21 protein-coding genes and 1 pseudogene are annotated in these 21,683 nt (G+C 51.7%); 6 read left to right on the top strand and 16 right to left on the bottom strand.

Annotated features, from left to right (window positions below; translation table 11 throughout):
* Positions 1-22: 22 nt before the first annotated feature.
* The 3 genes from LVQ79_RS05590 to LVQ79_RS05600 all read right to left on the bottom strand — a co-directional run bounded on the left by LVQ79_RS05590 (position 23) and on the right by LVQ79_RS05600 (position 1,842).
* A complete protein-coding gene (locus LVQ79_RS05590) occupies positions 23-775 on the bottom strand; it encodes an anti-sigma factor family protein (protein WP_232864194.1) in 753 nt (250 codons plus the stop codon).
* Positions 772-1,221 (bottom strand): RNA polymerase sigma factor, encoded by a 450-nt coding sequence (locus LVQ79_RS05595; protein WP_232864287.1) that lies wholly within the window; start codon positions 1,219-1,221, stop codon positions 772-774. Before LVQ79_RS05595 ends, LVQ79_RS05590 begins: the two co-directional genes overlap by 4 nt.
* Positions 1,222-1,308: 87 nt before the next feature.
* Entirely contained in the window at positions 1,309-1,842 is a 534-nt protein-coding gene (locus LVQ79_RS05600; RefSeq protein ID WP_232864195.1) for a tetratricopeptide repeat protein, read from the bottom strand.
* A gap of 156 nt (positions 1,843-1,998) precedes the next feature.
* Here LVQ79_RS05600 and LVQ79_RS05605 point away from each other — a divergent pair, with 156 nt between their 5' ends.
* From LVQ79_RS05605 to LVQ79_RS05615, 3 genes are all read left to right on the top strand, one after another.
* On the top strand, positions 1,999-2,427 hold the full coding sequence (locus LVQ79_RS05605) for an OsmC family protein (RefSeq protein WP_154155233.1): 429 nt from the start codon (positions 1,999-2,001) through the stop codon (positions 2,425-2,427).
* Positions 2,428-2,640: 213 nt separating this feature from the next.
* Complete coding sequence (locus tag LVQ79_RS05610) at positions 2,641-2,970, top strand: type II toxin-antitoxin system RelE/ParE family toxin (protein WP_232864196.1); 330 nt, start codon at positions 2,641-2,643, stop codon at positions 2,968-2,970.
* Positions 2,960-3,262 (top strand): helix-turn-helix domain-containing transcriptional regulator, encoded by a 303-nt coding sequence (locus LVQ79_RS05615; protein WP_232864197.1) that lies wholly within the window; start codon positions 2,960-2,962, stop codon positions 3,260-3,262. The genes LVQ79_RS05610 and LVQ79_RS05615 overlap by 11 nt, the downstream gene beginning before the upstream one ends.
* Before the next feature lie 43 nt (positions 3,263-3,305).
* Here the strand turns inward: LVQ79_RS05615 and lldD are convergent, their stop codons facing one another.
* From lldD to LVQ79_RS05650, 7 genes and pseudogenes are all read right to left on the bottom strand, one after another.
* Positions 3,306-4,487, bottom strand: a complete 1,182-nt coding sequence (lldD, locus tag LVQ79_RS05620; protein WP_151994839.1) for an FMN-dependent L-lactate dehydrogenase LldD — start codon at positions 4,485-4,487, stop codon at positions 3,306-3,308.
* A complete protein-coding gene (gene lldR / locus LVQ79_RS05625) occupies positions 4,484-5,269 on the bottom strand; it encodes a transcriptional regulator LldR (RefSeq protein WP_151994840.1) in 786 nt (261 codons plus the stop codon). The genes lldD and lldR overlap by 4 nt, the downstream gene beginning before the upstream one ends.
* Positions 5,269-6,924 (bottom strand): L-lactate permease, encoded by a 1,656-nt coding sequence (gene lldP / locus LVQ79_RS05630; protein ID WP_064516860.1) that lies wholly within the window; start codon positions 6,922-6,924, stop codon positions 5,269-5,271. Before lldP ends, lldR begins: the two co-directional genes overlap by 1 nt.
* Before the next feature lie 276 nt (positions 6,925-7,200).
* Positions 7,201-8,553, bottom strand: a pseudogene (locus tag LVQ79_RS05635) (PepSY-associated TM helix domain-containing protein); the annotation flags it as partial.
* 41 nt (positions 8,554-8,594) lie between these two features.
* Complete coding sequence (locus LVQ79_RS05640; protein ID WP_255668740.1) at positions 8,595-9,020, bottom strand: DUF2946 domain-containing protein; 426 nt, start codon at positions 9,018-9,020, stop codon at positions 8,595-8,597.
* A 114-nt stretch (positions 9,021-9,134) separates the two neighbouring features.
* A complete protein-coding gene (locus tag LVQ79_RS05645; protein WP_304502992.1) occupies positions 9,135-10,190 on the bottom strand; it encodes an NAD(P)-dependent alcohol dehydrogenase in 1,056 nt (351 codons plus the stop codon).
* A gap of 128 nt (positions 10,191-10,318) precedes the next feature.
* Positions 10,319-10,741, bottom strand: a complete 423-nt coding sequence (locus LVQ79_RS05650; protein ID WP_154155248.1) for a (R)-mandelonitrile lyase — start codon at positions 10,739-10,741, stop codon at positions 10,319-10,321.
* Positions 10,742-10,996: 255 nt separating this feature from the next.
* Here LVQ79_RS05650 and LVQ79_RS05655 point away from each other — a divergent pair, with 255 nt between their 5' ends.
* A complete protein-coding gene (locus tag LVQ79_RS05655) occupies positions 10,997-11,890 on the top strand; it encodes a LysR family transcriptional regulator (protein ID WP_232864199.1) in 894 nt (297 codons plus the stop codon).
* 95 nt (positions 11,891-11,985) lie between these two features.
* On the opposite strand, the gene LVQ79_RS05660 is transcribed toward LVQ79_RS05655, so the two are convergent.
* Positions 11,986-13,104, bottom strand: a complete 1,119-nt coding sequence (locus tag LVQ79_RS05660; RefSeq protein WP_232864200.1) for a YbdK family carboxylate-amine ligase — start codon at positions 13,102-13,104, stop codon at positions 11,986-11,988.
* Positions 13,105-13,330: 226 nt separating this feature from the next.
* Here LVQ79_RS05660 and LVQ79_RS05665 point away from each other — a divergent pair, with 226 nt between their 5' ends.
* A complete protein-coding gene (locus tag LVQ79_RS05665) occupies positions 13,331-14,578 on the top strand; it encodes a mechanosensitive ion channel family protein (protein ID WP_232864201.1) in 1,248 nt (415 codons plus the stop codon).
* Positions 14,579-14,617: 39 nt separating this feature from the next.
* Here LVQ79_RS05665 and LVQ79_RS05670 read toward each other — a convergent pair whose 3' ends face one another.
* The 5 genes from LVQ79_RS05670 to LVQ79_RS05690 form a co-directional block, all read right to left on the bottom strand.
* Positions 14,618-14,869, bottom strand: a complete 252-nt coding sequence (locus tag LVQ79_RS05670) for a DUF1158 domain-containing protein (RefSeq protein ID WP_232864289.1) — start codon at positions 14,867-14,869, stop codon at positions 14,618-14,620.
* A 113-nt stretch (positions 14,870-14,982) separates the two neighbouring features.
* Positions 14,983-15,636, bottom strand: coding sequence for a formate dehydrogenase-N subunit gamma (gene fdnI / locus LVQ79_RS05675; RefSeq protein WP_232864290.1), 654 nt, complete (start codon positions 15,634-15,636; stop codon positions 14,983-14,985).
* Positions 15,632-16,516 carry a formate dehydrogenase subunit beta gene (gene fdxH, locus LVQ79_RS05680; RefSeq protein WP_232864202.1) on the bottom strand — a complete coding sequence of 295 codons (885 nt, stop codon included), beginning with the start codon at positions 16,514-16,516 and terminating at the stop codon, positions 15,632-15,634. Before fdxH ends, fdnI begins: the two co-directional genes overlap by 5 nt.
* A gap of 11 nt (positions 16,517-16,527) precedes the next feature.
* A complete protein-coding gene (fdnG, locus tag LVQ79_RS05685) occupies positions 16,528-19,575 on the bottom strand; it encodes a formate dehydrogenase-N subunit alpha (protein WP_232864203.1) in 3,048 nt (1,015 codons plus the stop codon).
* A gap of 165 nt (positions 19,576-19,740) precedes the next feature.
* Positions 19,741-20,670, bottom strand: a complete 930-nt coding sequence (locus tag LVQ79_RS05690; protein ID WP_232864204.1) for a LysR substrate-binding domain-containing protein — start codon at positions 20,668-20,670, stop codon at positions 19,741-19,743.
* Between the two features lie 395 nt (positions 20,671-21,065).
* Here LVQ79_RS05690 and LVQ79_RS05695 point away from each other — a divergent pair, with 395 nt between their 5' ends.
* Positions 21,066-21,671, top strand: coding sequence for an ankyrin repeat domain-containing protein (locus LVQ79_RS05695; protein ID WP_232864205.1), 606 nt, complete (start codon positions 21,066-21,068; stop codon positions 21,669-21,671).
* Positions 21,672-21,683: the final 12 nt, after the last annotated feature.

Consider the following 21,683-nt stretch of genomic DNA (forward strand, 5'->3'; position numbering starts at 1 on the left):
GCAAAGCTGCTGCCTGTCTTAACTAAGCACCAATTGTACTTTGTAACTGCTCAGCAACTTGACTGACTTGTTCCTCAGTACCATGCCCAATCACCATAAACTGGTGGTTCGCACTTGCCCAATAAACAATATTCATGCCGAGCCGTTGTTCGTTCATCTTTTGCATCCCGCGGCCAGTATTTTTTGTAATGCATAACGCCATTGGGCCATGCACTTCATCAAGCCAGGTAATTTGCGCAATTTTCTGGTCGTCATAAGCCAGCATGCGCGCGTTCTTTAATACCGCACCTGGTAACGACAGACTCGAAGAGGAAAGAACAAGGCCTAGCTGTTCGCCTGTTGTCTGCAATTGCGCATCCATAGCCTGGTTTGATGGCGTTTCTGCCAGTGTTTCCGGCGTATAAAGCGCCATATACTGCGCCACTAATTCGCGCCAGTTATCTTCGGGTTGCGTTAAATGAATAATCACCCGATCGCCAATCACGCCAAGTGCCAGGAAACCGACTGCGGCCGCGATCAAATGGCGTCGCGAAACCCCTGAGGTTTTGCGAATTTCAGGAGGGAGCCGCTGTTGTAATCGCTTAGCTGGGGCCATCTCCAGTAGTGGTTCAAAAGCCGTTTTAAAAGGCAGGTTACTGCGTTCCAGTAGAGCCAGGCGCTGAGCAAGAGCGTCGTCCTCAATCAGCCTGCTTTCCAGAACTTTGCGCTGTGCATCACTGAGCTCATTATCCAGATACGCCACCAGCATTTCGTCCGAACCCAGCGGAAGTCTCATGATTTCTCTCCTTTGATTTGTGGCGAATTTGGCTGGAGTGCGCTGTCCCTTGCAAGCGTGAGACGCGCCGTGGAAAGGCGGCTCATTACCGTTCCAACAGGCACATTCAGCACTACTGCTGCTTCCTGGTATGACAGCTCCTCTACGTATACCAAAAAAACGGTATTTCGCTGGGCTTCGGGTAGGCGATTAACTCGTTTCATCACATCGTTTGACCAAATAGGGTCATCACTGTTTTCAGTTCCGGGCAGTTCATCCACATCGACAAAACCTTGCCCGCGGCGAATTTGCTGGGCCCGCACTTCATTAATCCAGATCGAATGCAAAATAGAGAACAGCCAGCGGTCCATCCGACTGCCAGCAACGTATTGTGAGGCGCGTTCCAGTGCCCGCACACAGGTAGCCTGAACGAGATCGTCCGCCACATCCCGCTTATGTGAAAGCACCAGGGCGTAACGCCACAAACGGGAGAGGTAGTGGGCTATTTCGTTGCGTATTGTCTCGCTGCTGATTTTTGCCTCCACAGGCGAATATCAGGATTCCGGATGACCGTCGATGGCTGCTGCAAGGTCACGATATTCTTCGCAACCGACACCGCACAGCGTTTTGATAGTCGCAAGCTGCTCACGTGCTAAATCAGGACGATTTTTGATCATGTACGCTTCGCCCAGATATTCACGAACCTTTGGATATTTGGGATCGAGCGCTACAGATTTTAAATAATAGCTGATGCCTTCATCGGTGCGGCCAAGCTTGCGAGTGGCGTAGCCTCGATAGTTTAGCGCTTCGGCAGTGTTGGGATCTTTTAGCGTGTTGAGCATATCCAGAGTTTCTTGATAACGACCCGCTTTTGCCAGCGCGTAGGCGTAATCGGTACGCGCTTCATCGCCAATCATCCCACCTTTATCGACCATGCAGGTTTTGGTTTTCGAGTCATAAATTTGCCCTTTCGGACAGGTTGGCGGGGTGGGTTCGTCACTGTTGCCACCCATCGCCTGGGTATAGCCTGAAAGTAATAAGAAGCTGCTCGCAATAGCAGGTAACAACCAGGGAGAAAAACGGTTCATGGTAAAGCCCTCGTGGTGTTCGGTATGCAGTGAACACTTGAGGGTGAGGATTTATTCGATTTATTTTTACGCGGTAAGGATTGCTCTTAGTTGCCAGGCAGACCTGTATTCAACTTCTATACTTATGCTTTGCGTAAATAAAACAGGAGCACAAAGATGACGATTCATAAGAAAGGGCAGGCTCACTGGGAAGGTGACATTAAACGCGGTAAAGGCACCGTCTCTACCGAGAGCGGCGCATTGAAAGAACAGCCATATGGTTTTAATACCCGCTTTGAAGGCGCAGCCGGTACCAATCCAGAAGAGCTAATTGGTGCCGCACATGCAGCCTGTTTCTCGATGGCGCTCTCGCTGATGCTTGGCGAAGAGGGCTACACAGCAGAAAGCATTGATACGGTAGCCGATGTTTCACTGGATAAAACCGATGGTGGTTTTGCCATCACCAAAATAGCGTTAACCAGCACGGTAAAAGTGCCGAATGCAGATAGCGAGAAGTTCGACAAAATCATTCAGAAAGCCAAAGCCGGTTGTCCGGTTTCACAATTGATGAAAGCTGAAATTACCCTCGATTACAAACTCAATTAACGTTCTACAAACGCTGTCCCGATGAATTTCGGCGGCAGCGTTGCTCCATTTATTTCCATCCTGGAAGATATGCCGCAAAGCTGAAACACCCCTTCGAACTTCTCTCGCTGTATTCATTAGACCTGCTGTAGCCTGCTGCGCAATAAGCTTTTTCGCGCAAAATTTATTCATTGACCGTTGTGGTATTTAAGCTACAATTGAGGGGCTTCAGGGATGAACATCATTAAGTATTTCAAATTGCAAAATGGCAGGGTTCCATTTGATGAGTGGTTAAGGGTGTTAAGGGATGCACGCGCTAAAACAAAGATCGTACAACGAATTGACCAGTTAGCGCTCAATAACCCAGGTGACCATAAGCCTTGCAGGCAAGGCGTTTGGGAAATGCGCATTGATGAATGGCCGGGCTACAGAATTTATTACGCCCATGAAGGCAAGAATACTTATCTGTTACTGCTCGGTGGTGACAAACGCAAGCAGCAAGCAGATATCGACCAGGCAGTGGCGTGGTGGCAAGAACATCGGGAGTCAGAAAATGAAATTTAACGAGTTTGACCAAACTGTTATTGAAATGCTTCAAGAAGATCCCGCCTTTGCCGTTGAATATATAAAAGGGGCATTTGCGGGTCTGGATGAAGAAAACGGTGAAGTGTTATTCCTGCTCGCTTTACGTCGTCTCGTTGAGGCAAGAGGTGGGGTGAGCAAAATTGCCGCCGAAACCAAACTGAATCGCGAAACGCTCTACAGAACGCTTTCCTCACGCGGCAACCCGACCATTAGCACTACTAAAAAAATCATTAATGCTGCTGGTATCAGTTTTGCGGAGCTGACGAATTAAGTGGAAATGCTCGCCACTTACAACCTGGCGAGCATCAGTTTATTTAAAACCCAACCGCCATGCTTTGTGGCGAAAGAATATCTTTCAGCCCTTCGCGCACCAGCAATTCAGGGCTGATTTCAGAGATAGATTTAGCACCGGTCAGCGTCATCGCCACGCGCATCTCTTTCTCGATTAAGTTCAGCAAGTTGGTGACACCTGCCTGGCCGTGGGTTGCCAGCGCATACAGATAAGCGCGACCTAACAGGCAAGTATCGGCTCCGAGCGCAATCATGCGCACCACGTCCAGCCCACTGCGGATGCCGCTATCGGCAAGAATCGCGATATCACCTTTGACAGCGTCAGCAATGGCGGGTAGGGCGCGACACGATGACAGCACGCCGTCGAGCTGGCGGCCCCCGTGGTTTGACACCACAATCCCATCAGCCCCGAAACGTACCGCATCTTTGGCATCTTGCGGGTCGAGAATGCCCTTGATGATCATCGGGCCATCCCAGAACTCACGAATCCACTCCAGGTCACTCCAGGAAATCGACGGGTCGAAATTATTTGCAAGCCAGCCAATATAATCTTCAAGCCCGGTCGGTTTACCCAGATAAGTTGAGATATTCCCTAAATCATGGGGGCGACCGTTCAGGCCGACATCCCACGCCCATTGCGGATGCGTCACGGCCTGCCAGTAACGACGAAGCGCGGCATGTTGCCCGCTCATACCGGAATGCGCATCGCGATAACGCGCACCAGGGGTCGGCATATCAACGGTAAACACCAGCGTCGAGCAGCCAGCGGCTTTGGCGCGCTCCAGCGCATTGCGCATAAAACCACGGTCTTTTAAAACATACAGCTGGAACCACATTGGTCGGTCAATGGCGGGTGCCACTTCTTCGATCGGGCAGACAGAAACGGTAGAAAGCGTAAACGGAATGCCTTTTGCGGCTGCCGCTTTTGCCGCCTGAACTTCACCACGGCGGGCATACATTCCGCACAAACCAACCGGTGCGAGCGCTACCGGCATCGATAGGGTTTCATTAAACAGTTTGGTCTCAAGGCTCAATGCCGACATGTTTTTCAATACGCGCTGCTTTAACGCCACCTGCGCCAGGTCATCAACGTTGCGACGCAGCGTGTGTTCGGCATAAGCCCCACCGTCAATATAATGGAACAGGAATGGCGGCAAAATGCGTTTTGCCGCGGCGCGGTAGTCTGATGCAGCTGAAATAATCATGGATTTTCGTCCCTTGTTACGTCGGTATCTTCATCGGGCAGGCGGGTGATTCGCGCCTGTCGGGCTTCATCTTCATGCAGGGTTTTAATCGTGGTATGGACAAACCCAAGGTGTGTTTTTGCGGCAGTGCGCGCACGTTCCGGGTCGCCTGCCAGAATGGCCTGCAACAGTTCGTTATGCTGTTCAGTTAGCCCGGCAAAAATTGCCGGTACGGTGTACATGCGCTGGCGGCTATGCATTACTGAGGATTGCAGCAGGTCAAAAAAACCGCGCATCGTCTGGAGCAATACGATGTTGTGAGAGGCTTCGGCAATTGCCAGGTGAAAGCGCACGTCGGCCTGGGCTGCGAGATCCGGGTCATCGCTCTCTTTAAATTTCACCGTCGCATCAAAGCAGGCGATGAGCTTCTCTTTATCGGCAGGTGTGGCCCGCTGAGCGGCGTACCACGCAGTGCTGGCTTCTATCGCGTGGCGCGCTTCTAAAATGTCGTAGCGGTAGTTGGGGTCATCTTCCACCAGCGTTTTCAGTGGCTGTACGATTCGTTGTTCAGACCACGCCTGAACTTCATAGCGCACAAAGGTGCCGCCGCCGCGACGGCTAATCAGAATGCCTTCGCTAATTAGCTTTTGAATCGCCTCGCGAATTGATGAGCGTGAGACGCCCATTTCAGCCGCAAGCTGGCGTTCGGCGGGCAACCGCATGCCCGCCTCCAGATTACGTTCGCTAATCAGTGCTTTTACGCGCTCGACCAGATGGTCGGCCAGGCGCAGGTGCGTCGTCATTAAGGGATCATCCAGGTTAAGACATAGGCCTGTAGTGTAGTAATTACGCCAACCATGCAGGTGAAAATCAGGCTGTGTTTAACGGTGAAGCGGAACAGATCCGACTCTCTACCCACAAGCCCTACTGCTGCACAGGCGATGGCGATAGATTGCGGCGAAATCATCTTCCCGGTGACGCCACCCGTGGTGTTGGCGGCAACCAGCAGCAAGTCCGACACGCCAATCTGTTGTGCGGTCGTGGCCTGCAACGCGGCGAACAAGGCGTTTGATGACGTATCTGAACCCGTCAGGAACACACCCAGCCAGCCAAGGAAAGGCGAGAAGAAAGTAAATGCGTGGCCAGTATGCGCCAACGCCAGAGCGAGCGTTGCCGAAAGGCCGGAGTAGTTGGAGATAAACGCGAATGCCAACACCATGCCGATGGAGTAAATCGGCAGCGCCAGCTCCTTGAGCGTTTCACCGAAGGTTTCGATGGCCGCTTTCGGTTTCATGCGCAGATAAACGATGGAGATGAGTGCTGCAACCAGAATCGCGGTGCCGGTTGCTGAGAACCAGTCAAATTTATACACCGCCGCGTAGGCCATGCTTTCGGCGACAACCGGTGGCATTTTGGCAACCATTTTGTCGAGGAATGGCACCGAGACGTTAAATACCCAATCAGCCATGGCACCACCTGGTGCAAACAGCGCTTTAAACGGCGGGATGCTCCAGAGTGTGACGGTTGCTGTCAGGAAGATAAACGGCATCCAGGCGCGAACTACCTGGCCTGCGCTGTAGTTTTTGCGAGCCAGCGTCTGGTCGGTAACCGATGCGCCAATATCGCCAAAACGGAAGATGCGAACCGGCTTCCAGACGCGTAAGAAAGCGGTCAAGCAAACCAGTGAAACCAGCGAAGAGATAATGTCAGGAAGCTCTGGCCCTAAGAAGTTTGAGCTGAGGAATTGCGCTATGGCGAATGAACCACCCGCCACAATTACCGCAGGCCACGTCTCCTTAATGCCGCGCCAGCCGTCCATAATCGCCATAATCCAGAACAGCACAATCATGGTCAGGAACGGCAACTGGCGGCCCACCATTTGGCCGATCTCAAAGCTATCGAGTCCGGTAACCTGGCCTGCGACAATAATGGGAATCCCCATCGCACCAAACGCTACTGGTGCGGTGTTCACAATCAGGCAAAGACCTGCGGCATACAGCGGGTTAAAGCCGAGGCCAACCAGTAATGCGGCGGTAATCGCCACTGGCGCACCGAAACCCGCAGCCCCTTCAAGAAACGCGCCGAAGGAAAAACCGACGATCAGCATTTGCAGGCGCTGGTCAGGCGTAATGGAAAGAATCGACGAACGGATAATGTCGAACTGCCCGGTTTTTACTGAGATTTTATAGACAAAAACCGCGGCGATAATAATCCAGGCAATCGGCCAGAGTCCGTAGAAGAAGCCGTACACAACTGACGACAATGCGCGGTCAACCGGCATACGGTAGAAAAGTAACGCCACTAATAGCGCCAGGACCACGGTAATGGTGGCGGCGGTGTAGCCCTTCATACGCAGTTTAATCAGTGCGAAGAAGAAGAAAATAATCGGAATAGCGGCGATGAGGCTTGATAGCCATATGTTACCTGCGGGGTCATAGACTTGTTGCCAGGCTTGCATGCAGGACTCTCCAGAACGTGATGTGCTTATTATTTTTCGCTTAATTGGTAGGACCAATATTGCGATGTAGGGTAGATAATGCGTAAAGGTTAATCTTTTGTTAATTAATGGCAATATTGGTGTTGCGCTTTTTTGTCGTTATGCACAAAGAGGTCACGTTTTTGGCGGGATTGGTAGGACCAATATTTGTAGAGGGGGAGGGCTGGAGAATACGATTTCCCCCTCGCCAGAAAGAGAGGGGGAAGGGAATTACGAAGTCTGCAATTTCAACGCGTTTTTGCGCCAGCGGCCAATATCAGCAACGATAAACAGCAACAGGCTGGCACCCATTACCGGCAGGCAGTAGCCAAAGAGCAGCGCGACAATCACCACTCCTGCACGCCACGCACCTGGCAGTGCAAGCCACGCTTCACTTAGCGTTTGTGCGGGGTTGCTCGCAGAAGCCGCCGGGCGTTTTAACCACCACATCCGGTAACCGAGAATCACCATCGCGCACAGACCAATGCCAAACGCTGCCAGCAATAGCTGGTTTGCCAGCCCGAAAAGCACACCCATATGAGCATCAATTCCCCAGCGCGTCAGTTTGGCAACCAGCGGGAAATCAGCAAACCAGGAGCGGTCAATCACCTTAAAACTGGTTGGATCGACTGCTGCGGTATCAACATGCGTCGGCCAGGCGCGGTCAATTTCGGTCACAGTCCAGGCCTTATCTGCCGAACGGGCTGGGCGAATTTCGATTTTACTCGATTCAATTCCGGCGCCATGAGCGGCTGTAAGTACCTGATCCCAGACACTGTCGTCTGTTTGCGGCATTACCATTCCCGGCATCATGGCATGATGTTCGGCGTGGGGATCGTGGTGCTGATGCCCGGTTTTTGGTGCCAGCGAGGTATTTACCTGCGGCGTCATCCAACCGAGCGTGCTGCGCATTTTGTCGATATTGCTGCCTGCCCACTGCGACCATGTCAGCCCGGTGGCAGAGAAAAACAGCAGGCCGAGCAGCAACGCAGCACCCAGCGTAATGTGCCAGTGGCGCGCTTTTCTTTGCGGGGTTTGCCGTACTTTTAACTTTCTTTTTGGCCGTGAGATCAGCCACAACACCACGCCGCCAAGTGCTGCAACCCATAGCCAGGACGCAGCAAGCTCACTGTAAATTCTGCCGGTATCACCCAACAGCAATGCGCGATGGAATTGATCAATCCAGGTACGCAGTGGCAGCACACCGCTGGTGCCATACACCGTCATATCACCCTGAATGGCAAGTGTTGCAGGCGAGACAAAGATGGCACGAGATTCAGACTCACCAAGCGTCGGGTCAACAAACTGCACGCGGGTGGTGTCGCCGGGATAAGGGGCAGGCCGTACGGCTGAGATGCTGGCATCAACGCCAATATATTGGCGCGCAGCGCCTATTTGCTGTGAAAGTGGCTGGTTTTGGCCGGTATCCGGCGTGCGTAAGGCTTGATGATAAAGCGCATTCTCAATTTGTGGCGTCAACACATATAGGGTGCCGGTAAGTGCTGCGATAAAAATAAACGGACCAACAAACAAGCCAATATAGAAATGCAGGCGACGCAAAAGCGTCAGCAGCGCGCCACGGCGGGCGAGCTGAGATTGATTCACAGACATGGTTATCTCCAGTAAAACTGTGACGTTAAATGATGTTTGTATTAACGAGACAGTGCGACAGGAGGTGCGCGTGGCAGCGCTTCGGCATCATCGTGCTGGGGCAGAAGCGCTGCGATAACCGGAGGAGGTGGCGCACGCGAAATACGCCATGCCAACCAGACAAAGGGAATAAATAGCCAGACGATCAGTGGGATATGCAGCAGAAGTTGGCAGTACCCGCAGGCGATATCATCCATCAAGGAAGCGCCCGCGCCCGGCATCAAATGGGATGTGGTAGGCATTTCCATATTGCCCATCTCCATCATCATGCCGCCTGAATGGCTCATCACATGATGCTCACCATTCGCCGCCGCACGCCGCTGTTCCAGTGATTTTGAAATCACCGGGGCGATAAAAAGCATCGCCATCGCCAGTAAAGCGAGAGCAAAAGGCCATTTATGACGTGAAAGGGAGAAGAGTGACGGCAACCGGGCTATCTACCAAATACGGCGAGTGTTGCGCGATTGTATATGAAATGTGATGTTTGAAGGGAGGGTATAACCAGAAAAACCCTCCCTTTTTTACAGAGAGGGTTTGTGCAATCAGGCTTTCAGCGTCGCCATATCAATCACAAAACGGTACTTCACATCACTTTTCAGCATCCGCTCATAGGCTGCGTTGATATCGGGCATGTTGATCATTTCAATATCTGAAACAATCCCGTGTTCACCGCAGAAATCCAGCATTTCCTGGGTTTCTTTGATGCCGCCAATACAGGAGCCGGCAACTGAACGGCGACCCAGAATCATCGGCAAGGTGCTGACCGGTGGTTCAATGTTGCCCAGCAAACCGACATACACCAGCGTGCCATCCAGCGTCAGAGTTGGCATATACGGGTTGATATCGTGGTCATAAGGTACGGTGTCGATAATCAGGTCGAACTGATTTCTAACCGATGCCATCTGCTCATCATCGGTGGAAAGTACAATGTGATGCGCCCCCAGACGGCGTGCGTCTTCCTCTTTGCTCGCAGAACGGGTGAACAGAGTGACTTCCGCCCCCATCGCGTTTGCCAGTTTCAGTGCCATATGGCCTAAGCCACCCAGCCCGATAACAGCCACATTGCTACCTTCGCCTACATTCCAGTGGCGCAGTGGTGACCACGTGGTAATCCCCGCGCACAGCAATGGGGCCGCACCTTTGAGATCCATACCCTCAGGCATTTTCAGTACAAAATCTTCTGAGGCGACAATCGCCTGCGAGTAACCACCGTAGGTTGGCAGATGATCATGGCGATCAACGCCATTGTAGGTCTGCACGTTGCCCTCTTCACAGTACTGCTCAAGGCCCTCTTTACACGGATGGCAGATACGACACGAGTCCACCATACAGCCGATACCCGCGTAATCGCCTGGCTTGAATTTTGTCACGTCACTGCCAACGGAGGCCACGCGTCCAACGACTTCATGGCCGGGCACCACAGGATATTGACTAAAACCCCAGTCATTACGCGCCTGGTGTAGGTCTGAGTGGCAAACGCCGCAGTACATCACTTCGATCACCACGTCATCAGGACGCGGTGCGCGTCGCATAAATTCGAATGGAGCAAGTGGAACATCTGCGGACTGTGCCGCATAACCGAGCACTTTCATCGTCATGGTTGTTCTCCGGGTTGAGAGGCTATACCCAAAATAATTGAAGTTGCTTCAAGGCGGCAAACTCGAGAATCCCCGGGAGCTTACTCAAATAAGTGACTGGGGTGAGTGCAGACACCGCCGAAGCAACTTCAAGAATGAAGGGTATCTTTTTTGTATTGATCGTCGCTGACGTGTTCCAGCCACTCGACAGGGGTGCCATTGAGTGACTCAGCAATGGCGATATGCGTCATAGCGTTATCTGGCGTCGCGCCATGCCAATGCTTCACCCCTTCAGGGATCCAGACGATATCACCTTGATTCATTTGGCGGATTTCACCACCCCATTCCTGCAACCAGCCGTGCCCATGGGTGACAATCAGAGTTTGTCCAAGTGGATGCGTATGCCAGGCGGTACGTGCACCAGGTTCAAAGGTGACGGTAGCGCCACCGGTACGAGCAGGGGGCGTGGTCTGGAAAGGTGCATCAATACGGACTCTACCTGTGAAGTAACTTTCCGGACCCGTTTGAGAAGGCTGTGATCCAGCCTGGATGATTTTCAGCTTTTCTTCCATTTTTTCCTCTACTTCGGCATTCAATGCCGGGGTTAACAGAGATAACACCAGTCAGAAGTATAGGTAACTGAGCGCGACTGGCAGATAAGTTGGTCGTGGTTTGAGTGCCCACGCTTCGTTACGAGGAGCGAAAAAGCTATGTTAGCGCCTGTTATTACTGCTGATTAGCCCGGTAAATACGCAAGGAGCTATGAGTTGAATTCATGAATCGGCGTATACTGATAACCAGTTAATGCAGCGATGGCAGATTTGCATATGTTAAAAGAGAACTTTAACGACCTGATTTCATTCCTGGTGGTTGCCCGTGAACGTAGCTTCACCAAAGCTGCCGCCAAATTAGGCGTATCTCAGTCGGCGTTAAGCCACGCTATTCGCGCTCTGGAAGAGCGCCTCGAATTACGCTTACTGACGCGCACAACACGCAGCGTTGCCCCAACTGAAGCCGGTGAAAAGCTGGTGGAGAGCCTTGGGCCTCGTTTCGCAGAAATTGAAGGCGAGCTGGAAGCGCTGATTGAAATGCGTGAAAACCCAGCGGGCAATATCCGCATAACTGCAGGAGAACACGCGGTAGATTCGGTGCTGTGGCCTGTACTGAAATCGTTTCTGGGGGATTACCCGGATATAAACGTGGAAATTACCGTCGATAACACCCTGACGGATATTGTTACCGGGCGATTTGATGCCGGAATTCGTCTCGGTGAACAAGTTGCCAAAGATATGATTGCGGTACGCATTGGCCCTGACATGCGTATGGCGGTAGTTGGTTCCCCTGATTACCTCGCAAAGCAAGGCACACCGCATTCACCGCAAGAATTACAAAGCCATAATTGCATCAATATGCGTCTGCCAACTATGGGTGGCTTGTATGCCTGGGAATTTGAAAAAGAGGGGCGGGAATTACGCGTGCGCGTTGACGGGCAATTGACGTTTAACAGCTTGCGCCAGCGGATTGATGCCGCAACAGTCGGTCTTGGCCTGGCCTATGTCCCGGAGGATTCGGTAGCAGCAGCCGTTGAGCGTGGCGAGCTGGTCACGGTACTTAAAGAGTGGTGCACTCCATTCCCCGGTTATTACCTGTATTACCCAAGCCGTAAACAACATACCACCGCATTTTCTTTATTTGTTGAGGCGCTAAGGTTTAAGCGTTAATCGATATTTAGCTGTGGTTAATATTCAGCAAAAAGAGAAGTTTTTCAGAAATCGCATTGGCCTATTTCAAATAGGCCACCTGGCAGAGAATAAATTCACTCAGTTGCCCAAATTTCACAATGTTCTCGCATCAACTCGGTCAGCAGTCCTCCCCCAGCAATAAACTGCCGAATACGGCGCGTATCACTGTCGTTATTACGCACATAACCTTCAACGGCTTCTAAAGCTGATGATGCCCGGAGTTGTGCCGCATACGGCGCAAGAGTATCCAGCAATGGCAAAATATCTTCCGCCATTGTGCGTTGCTCGCCACTGCGCACATCTGTCAGCACGCCTTCCAGCCCAAAGCGGCAGGCTTGAAAGCGATTGAAACGGTAGAGCAGGTAATCTTCCGAGCGCGGGACGAACGGGCGCTCGGTCAGCAGCCACAGCGCCAACGCCTGAATAAATCCGGCGATATGGACCGCACGTGTAATAGTCAGCGGCGTGTCCATTACACGTACTTCAATGGTGCCAAATTTTGGACTTGGACGAATATCCCAGTGCAGGTCTTTCATCGATTGAACGATGCTGCTGGACTCAAGGCGTTGGTACATCCACTTAAACTCGTTCCAGTCGCCGACGAAAGGCGCAGGCCCGTTATCCGGGAATGCCGAGAAGATATTCAAACGTGACGAGGCATAGGTTGTATCTGCCCCCTGAATATACGGCGATGAAGCCGAGAGCGCGATGACGTGTGGAACAAAGCGCGACAGGCCATGCAGCAAATAAATAGCGTCCTCTTCGTTCTCACAGCCGACATGCACATGCTGGCCAAATACTGTCGCCTGCTTCATTAAATAGCCATATAGCTCGAGCGTTTTGTTATAGCGTTCGCTCTGGCACACCTCCTGGCGCTGCCATTTTTGAAATGGATGCGTACCGCCACCGCAAATTGCCAGATGATGTTTACTTGCTGATTGCAGCACATGCTGGCGCAAACTTGAAAGCTGCGCCTGAGCCTGCGCGATATCGCCACACACCCCAGTGGCGATTTCCAGCATGCTTTCGGTGATGTCATGTTTGACTTCGCCTTCTGTCACCAGGCCTTTCAGAGAGTCAATCAGCAGCGATGAGTCCTGGCTGAGATCGTTGGCTGGTGGATTGATGATTTGCAATTCCAGCTCGATGCCGAGGGTGTATGGGTCAGAATGATTAAAATCACTTAGTGGCATGCTGGACTCTCATTGTTCTGATAATTATTGAATTGAGTATAGCCAGCCGTCTGGAAATGATCGGGCGTAGATACTGTTTTTATCTCATTATTATCACTGGTAATTAGCTGCTACTCATAAATGCAATGATAATATTGTAAAGAATGTTCAGTGAATTAAAATGCCTTGAAAGTTGCACTAAGAATCATCTCCCTCCATTATATGCGTTGTTCAGGAAGGAGTTATTATGAAAGATTTGGTTTCATTTCTAAGTACTTTTGGTGTTGTGCTTGATCCAACAACTTCGATATTAGTCGTTCTGGGTATTATTTTTGTATTTGCATTAATTGTACATTTTATTCTACACCGCGTTGTACTGCGCACTTTTGAGAAACGTGCGCAATCCAGTCAGCATTTGTGGCTGCAAATTATCACAGAAAACAAGCTATTTCATAGGCTTGCTTCAACCCTGCAAGGGATTATCGTTAATATTCAGGCGGTGCTGTGGCTGCAAAAAGGCAGTGACGCCAGCGAGATATTAATTATCGGCGCACAGCTTTGGATTATGCTCTATTCCTTACTGTCGTTATTCTCCTTGCTGGATGTTATTTATAATTTCTCACAGAAATTTACTATTACGTCGGATATTCCACTAAAAGGAATATTCCAGGGTGTGAAGCTCATTAGCTCCCTGGTGATTGGCATCATGATGATTTCCAGAATTATCGGCCAATCTCCTGCGATTCTTATCAGCGGCCTGGGTGCAATGGCTGCGGTATTAATGTTGGTATTTAAAGATCCGATTCTTGGGCTGGTGGCCGGTATACAGCTCTCGGCAAACCGTATGTTAAAGCTGGGTGACTGGCTGGAAATGCCGAAGTTTGGTGCTGATGGTGCGGTAACTGATATTGGCCTGACTACCGTGAAAGTGCGTAACTGGGATAATACTATTACCACTATTCCAACTTATGCTCTGGTTTCTGATGCCTTTAAAAACTGGAGTGGCATGTCGCAGTCCGGTGGTCGCCGTATTAAGCGCAGTATTAATATTGATACCACCAGTATTCATTTTCTTTCCACCGATGAAATACAGCGCTTGATGAATGCGAGATTATTGAAGCCCTATATCGACTCGCGCAGCAAAGAAATTGAAGAATATAATCGAACCCATAATAGCGACGGGGTTTCAGTGCTCAATGCCCGTAGCATGACCAATGTGGGGACATTCCGTGTTTATCTCACTGAATATCTGCAAAACCATCCACGTATTCGTAAGGATATGACGCTAATGGTGCGCCAGTTAGCACCAGGGGCTGAAGGCTTGCCGATAGAGATTTATGCGTTTACTAACACCGTAGCATGGCTGGAATATGAAGCCATTCAGGCTGATATTTTCGAGCATATATTTGCCGTGGTTGACGAGTTTGGGCTGCGGATTCATCAAGCGCCGACGGGTAATGATATTCGTTCGATTGTGTTGCAGAAGGCTTTGTAGGTCGGTTAAGCGTAGCGTCAACCGACACAAATAATCTTATCAATCACGGTCAATCGAAAACCAGCGCTTCCAGATAAAGCGAATCACGAAGTATTCAATTGCACCCAAAGCCAGGAACCACAGGCAGAAAATAATGGTGTAAAGCTGGTTCATATCCAGCAGATGGAACATCGTGATGAGCTTTTGCGCCAGTTCAACGGTCAGCGCCGGGGCCGGAAGCAGCAGGCAGGAAAAAAACGCCAGCAGCAAAATACTGCCAGCGCTTATCAAGGTTTCGAGAGGGTGTTTCATCATTATGATTATGCCGGATAAGGTTTAAACAGAGCCAAAAGCGCATTGTCCGGGAAAATAACCGCTGATTCAAATCCCCGGCACAAATGCACCGGGGAAATCAGGGCAGAGCACTACAACCCTTCAGTACTCTCTTTCTTCGCTTCTTTCGCCAGAACCGCACGATACCAGCGTGGATGATGCTTCTGTGCCCAGCGGCGGCTGACTTTGCCGACGATCATCCCTTTAATCGACCCCTTCACCCAGAACGCCATATACATATGAATCAGAATGGCGTGAATCAAAATGATGGCGACGGTGGCGTGAATCAGCAGGCTGTAACGCACCAGTTTGATGGGAAAGAATGAGGCGAAATAAGGCCGCCAGATAATTACACCGGTTACCAGCAGCACGAAAATCATGCTCATAATGGTCCAGAACATCATCTTCTGCCCGGCGTTATATTTGCCGACATCCGCGACTTTATGCTCGTTGCCCTTCAGCACTTCGACAATATTTTTCACCCACGGCCAGTCCTGCTTTTCCGGGATATTGTGATGCACGAAACGCACAAACATAAACATCAGCGCCACGAAAATCAGCACCCCAAAGAACGGGTGCAGGATACGCCCCATCTGCGGCGTGCCGAAGGTTTCCGTCAGCCATTGCAGCGTCGGGAAGAACAGCGCAATACCAGAAAGCGACACCAGGAAGAAGCAAATTACCACCGTCCAGTGACAGGCGCGGTCGATAAATTTCGTCCTGACAATCGATTTGCTCTGCTTAATCATGATGTTCCTCCTCGTCTTCATTCACCTCTTCGTTCGGCCCGATACCGATGTAATGGAAAATCAGCCCGGCGAAGGTGGCGATAAAGCCCGCCGCCGACAGCGGTTTGAGGATCCCTTTCCACAGGTTAATCGGCACGTCGATTTGCGGATCTTTCGGCAGATTGTGGTACAGCTCCGGCTGGTCGGCGTGGTGCAGCACGTACATCACGTGTGTACCGCCGACGCCCTGCGGGTTGTAAACGCCCGCGTGCGGGTAGCCGCGCTTTTGCAGCTTCGCTACGCGCTCGTCGGCAACGTCTAACATCTCCTTTTTGGTGCCAAAATGAATGGCACCCGTCGGGCAGGTTTTCACGCAGGCCGGTTCCTGACCCACGCTGACGCGATCGACACATAGCGTGCATTTGTAGACGCGGTTATCGTCTTTATTCAGGCGTGGAATATTGAACGGGCACCCGGCGATGCAATACCCGCAGCCAATACAGTGTTCCGACTGAAAATCGACGATCCCGTTAGCGTACTGGATGATGGCACCCGCAGACGGGCAGGCTTTCAGACAGCCCGGATCTTCGCAGTGCATGCAGCCATCCTTGCGGATAAGCCACTCCAGCTTGCCGTTTTGCGTGGTTTCGCTAAAGCGCATTAACGTCCAGGATTTGGCGCTCAAATCGGCGGGGTTATCGTAAACTCCGACGCAATGACCGACTTCATCGCGGATGTCGTTCCACTCCGAACAGGCGACCTGGCAGGCTTTGCAGCCGATACAGCTTGAGACGTCAATCAGCTTGGCGACTTCTTCTTTGAAGTCACGAGCCTGCGGCGGCGGCGTAAAGCCGTTGGTAGCCGAACGCTTGATAATATCCTGAGATTGCATGGACATGAGTTCGCTCCTTACGCCTTCTCAATGTTGACCAGAAACGCCTTGTACTCTGGCGTCTGCGAGTTAGCGTCACCGACGGACGGCGTCAGCGTGTTGGCGAGATAGCCTTTACGTGCCGTACCTTCAAAGCCCCAGTGCAGCGGAATACCGACGGTTTCCACTTCCTGCCCGCCTGCGTTCAGCGTTTGCAGGCGCTGCGTGACCACCGCAACGGCGCGAATAAACCCGCGCTTGCTGCTGACTTTCACGTGGTCGCCGTTGGCAATACCTTTGGCTTTCGCAAGCTTCTCACTGATTTCCACAAACTGCTCGGGCTGCGCAATCGCGTTAAGCCGTGAGTGCTTGGTCCAGGTGTGGAAGTGCTCGGTCAGACGATAAGTGGTGCCGACATACGGGAACTGCTCGCGTTTGCCCATGCGTTTAGCGTCTGCTTCATACAGGCGTGCCGCCGGGTTCGAGACTACATTTGGGTGCAGCGGGTTAGTACCCAGCGGCGTTTCAAACGGTTCGTAATGCTCAGGGAATGGGCCTTCCGCCATTTTGTCGATGGCAAACAGGCGGCCTAAACCTTCTGGCTGCATGATAAACGGCCCCACGCCGCTGCCCGGTGGGGCAGTGTTGTAGTCCGGGATATCGTTGCCAACCCACTTCGCGCCGTTCCACTGAATCAACATGCGTTTCGGGTCCCACGGTTTGCCCTGAGGATCGGCAGACGCGCGGTTGTAGATAATGCGGCGGTTGAGCGGCCACGCCCAGGCCCAGCCCAGCGTGTTACCCAGGCCTGATGGATCGGCGTTATCGCGGTTCGCCATCTGGTTGCCTTTCGCCGTCCAGCTTCCGGCGTAAATCCAGCAGGCAGAAGACGTGGAACCGTCGTCGCGCATCAGGGCAAACGAGTCCAGAAGCTGGCCTTTCTTCGCCAGCAAATTACCGTTGGCATCGAACAAATCTTCCAGCGCGTAGCCGTTGTTCTCTTTGGCAACTTCTTCGGATTCTGGATGGTCTGGCTGCTCGTAATGCCAGCCCATTTTTAACAATGGTTCGGCACCTTTACCGCCTTCGCTGCGATAAAGCTCGCGGATGTTGTGATAAATCCCCGCCAGAATTTCACCGTCGGTACGGGCTTCGCCCGGCGCGTCCGCACCTTTCCAGTGCCACTGCAACCAGCGCCCGGAGTTGGCAATCGAGCCGTCTTCTTCAGCAAAACAGGTCGACGGCAGGCGGAACACTTCGGTCTGAATCTCCGCCGGATTCACGTCGTTCATCTCGCCGTGGTTCTGCCAGAAGTTAGACGTTTCGGTGACCAGCGGGTCGATAATCACCAGATATTTCAGCTTGCTAAGGCTGGCGACAATCTTGTTTTTATCCGGGAACGACGCCACCGGGTTAAAGCCCTGGCAGATGTAACCGCTCACTTTGTTGCGGTCCATCATGTCGAAATACTTCAGAACATCGTAGGCCTGGTCCCACTTCGGTAGCCAGTCGTAGCCCCAGTTGTTTTCCTTTTGCGCATCATCGCCATAAAACGCTTTCATCAGGCTGACGAAGAACTTCGGATAGTTACCCCAATAGTTCACCTGGCCCGGCAACGTGGCTTTTGGCGTGTTGGCAGTGAGATACGTTTGCAGGTCAGCGTGTTTTTCTGACGGCAGCGTCAGGTAACCCGGCAGACTGGTGGACAGCAGGCCAAGATCGGTCAAACCCTGAATGTTGGAGTGCCCGCGCAAGGCGTTCACGCCGCCGCCCGCCATGCCCATATTGCCGAGCAGCAGTTGGATCATCGCCATGGTGCGGATGTTCTGCGCACCCACGGTGTGTTGCGTCCAGCCCAGGGCGTACAAGAAAGTGGTGGTGCGGTCGGCTGCACTGGTTGAGGCCAACACTTCGCACACTTTCAGGAAATCGGCCTGCGGCGTGCCGCAAATATGCTCGACCATTTCCGGCGTGTAGCGGGAAACGTGCTCTTTGAGCAGGTTCCACACGCAGCGCGGGTCACTGAGCGTATCGTCGCGTTTCGCATAGCCGTTTTCATCGAACTGATAGTTCCAACTGGTTTTGTCGTACTGGCGTTTGGACTCAATGTAGCCGCTAAACAGGCCGTCATCAAAGCTAAAATCATCGCGCACCAGCAGGCTGGCGTTGGTGTAATGCTTAACGTATTCGGCGTTGATTTTGTTATTGGAAATCAGGTACAGCAGAACGCCCGACAGGAAAGTAATGTCGGTGCCGGAGCGGATTGGCGCGTAAATATCCGCCACCGAAGCGGTGCGGGTAAAGCGCGGATCGACCACAATCAGCGTGGCGTCGTTGTTATTTTTGGCTTCCATCGCCCAGCGGAAACCCACCGGATGCGCTTCAGCAGCATTGCCGCCCATCACCATCACAACGTTGGCGTTTTTGATATCAACCCAGTGGTTGGTCATCGCACCGCGACCAAATGTTGGAGCAAGACTTGCTACCGTTGGTCCGTGTCAGACGCGCGCCTGGTTATCTACCGCTAACATGCCCAGTGAACGGACAAATTTCTGCGTCAACATGCCGGTTTCATTGCTGGCCGCCGAGGCGCACAACATGCCGGTGGAGAGCCAGCGGTTGACCGTCACATCCTGCTCGTTCTTCTCAACGAAGTTGGCGTCGCGGTCATTTTTCATCAGGCGAGAAATGCGCGAGAACGCGTCTTCCCAGCTAATACGCTGCCATTTATCAGAGCCTGGCGCGCGGTATTCCGGGTAACGCAGGCGGCTTTCGCTGTGGATGTAATCCAGCAGGCCAGCGCCTTTCGGGCATAGCGCCCCACGGTTCACCGGATGGTCCGGGTCACCTTCAATATGGAAAATGCTGGATTTCGCGTTTTTCGAGCCATCGCCCAGGCTATACATCAGCAAACCACAGCCTACGGAGCAGTATGTACAGGTATTGCGGGTTTCTTTGGCGCGCAAAAGCTTAAAGTTGCGCACCTCGGCAAGTGCCGCTTTGGGAGAAAATCCCAGAACTGCGGCGGTAGTCCCTGCCATCCCGCCGGCACAGATTTTAAAAAATTTTCTGCGACTGACGTCCATCGTAACCTCATTGTTATGACGTATGAATGGCGGCGAAAATAGCAACTGAGGCAGAGCGGATATTGAGCAAAATCAATTCGCTAATCATTGGGTAGCGAACCGCTACTTAAGGAGTAGAAGGAAGGGGAAATCAGTAACCATTATTAGTTTGTGGATTTATCCCTTTTACTCCCGGTGCAACAAATCCCCATAAATCTCTGCCAGTAACCCGCCCGGCGCAAACTGTTTTTTAATCCAACGGGTTACCTGGCCGGTGGCGGCGTGTTGGGTCGCCAGCAGCATGCGTGAATCCTGGCGCGGGTTGTTAATCTGGCGTGTCACCAGCAGGCCGCTATCCTGAGCCTCGCGCACCATATAGCTGGGTAAAAAACCAACACCTTCTCCCAGAATCTGGCACTGGCACTTGGTGTTGAAGTCTGGCACCAGAATCGCTTCTTGCCCATGCAGCAGCCATCCCACCTTTTTATTCAGTGTTGATGCTGTGTCTTCCACCATGATATTGGGGTACAGGCGCAGCTGGCTTTCAGAAATGGGTTCCGGCATAAATGCCAGCGGGTGGGTTGGGGCGATAGCAAACTGCCAGTGAATCGCGCCGATCTCCGTGTAATCAATCCCACCACCGTCGAGCAATGTATCTGGCGCACCAATGGCGATGTTGGCCTGGTTATTAATAATGGCGTCCCACACGCCGTTATATACCTCGGTGGTGACGGTTATCAGGCAGGTGGGGAACTGCTTTTTCAGTATTTGCAGCAGCTTTGCTGTGTGGCGCGGGGTGTAAAGCAGTTGGTTGATACAGATGCGTACCTTAACCTCGATTCCTTGCGAGATGGTATCGACACCGCGTTTGATAGCGTGGAAATCGTTAAGCAGTTCGGTTGCTTTGCGATAGAAATAGAAGCCAGATTCGGTCAGTTCAATACTGCGGGTATTGCGCACAAACAGCACCACATCAAGGTACGTCTCAATCCGCTTAATGGTGTAGCTGATGGCAGAAGTCGTGACATCCAGTTCGACCGCAGCCTTGCTGAAACTTGAAAGCCGCGCGGCGGTGGTGAACGCCAGCAGGTTCTCTTCGGTAAAAATGGAATTCATGTGCTACTCCCGTAGGTTGGATAAGCGGCAGCGTCATCCGACAGCTGTCCAACTCGATTGTTGAATGTATTTGTATTCCTTATGATCCACACTTTTGCCTTGAACCATATTTAACACTGCTGTTACAACTAATTTGAAGAGCATCACACTTCTCAAATCTGCTTTAACCCGCTTTTGACAAGGCTTCACGTGGTTACTGCCAGTTGAGGCTAACGGTTGTCGAAAGCCGTTTTATCATAGGTAAAAGATTGCGCTGAACCACATTTTTCTCACATTGTTGAATGCTATTCAACAATGCTGTCATTAACGATGAATGATTTTTAAACGGATGTTAAAGCGGCCATAGTGTTGCTATTCTCAATTCATCAGAAATAGCAAAGTATGGGAGTATGGATATGTCTCAGAAAGAATTTATTGCAGAATTTCTAAGTGCAGCAGAGCAGGGGCATCTGGAAAACCTAAAACAATGCCTTAGCGATGGCGTGGATATTAACGCCACTAATCGTCAGGGGCGTACGGCAATTACCCTCGCCAGCCTGCACAAAAAATATGACTGTGTGGAATATTTAATTGCCGCCGGTGCCGATATTAATAAGCAAGACCAAACCTGTTTCAACCCCTTCTTACTGAGTTGTCTTAATAACGACCTGACATTATTACGTTTGATATTACCGGCAAATCCCGATCTGAATTGTTTATCCCGCTTTGGTGGCGTGGGAATTACCCCTGCCAGCGAAAAAGGACATGTTGAAATTGTCCGTGAATTGGTTACACGCACCGAAATTAACGTTAACCACACTAATTTTGTTGGTTGGACGCCATTGCTTGAAGCCATTGTGCTCAATGATGGTGGGGCGAAACAGCAAGAGATCGTCAAACTGCTGCTGGATCACGGTGCCAACCCGCACATGACCGATAAATATGGCAAATCCCCACTGTCTCTTGCGCGTGAAAAAGGCTATCACGAGATTGCCGAACTGCTGGTAAATGCCGGCGCGTAAAACATAGGAGAT

It is taken from the genome of Buttiauxella cochleicola, from assembly GCF_021282405.1.
Classification (GTDB): domain Bacteria; phylum Pseudomonadota; class Gammaproteobacteria; order Enterobacterales; family Enterobacteriaceae; genus Buttiauxella; species Buttiauxella massiliensis.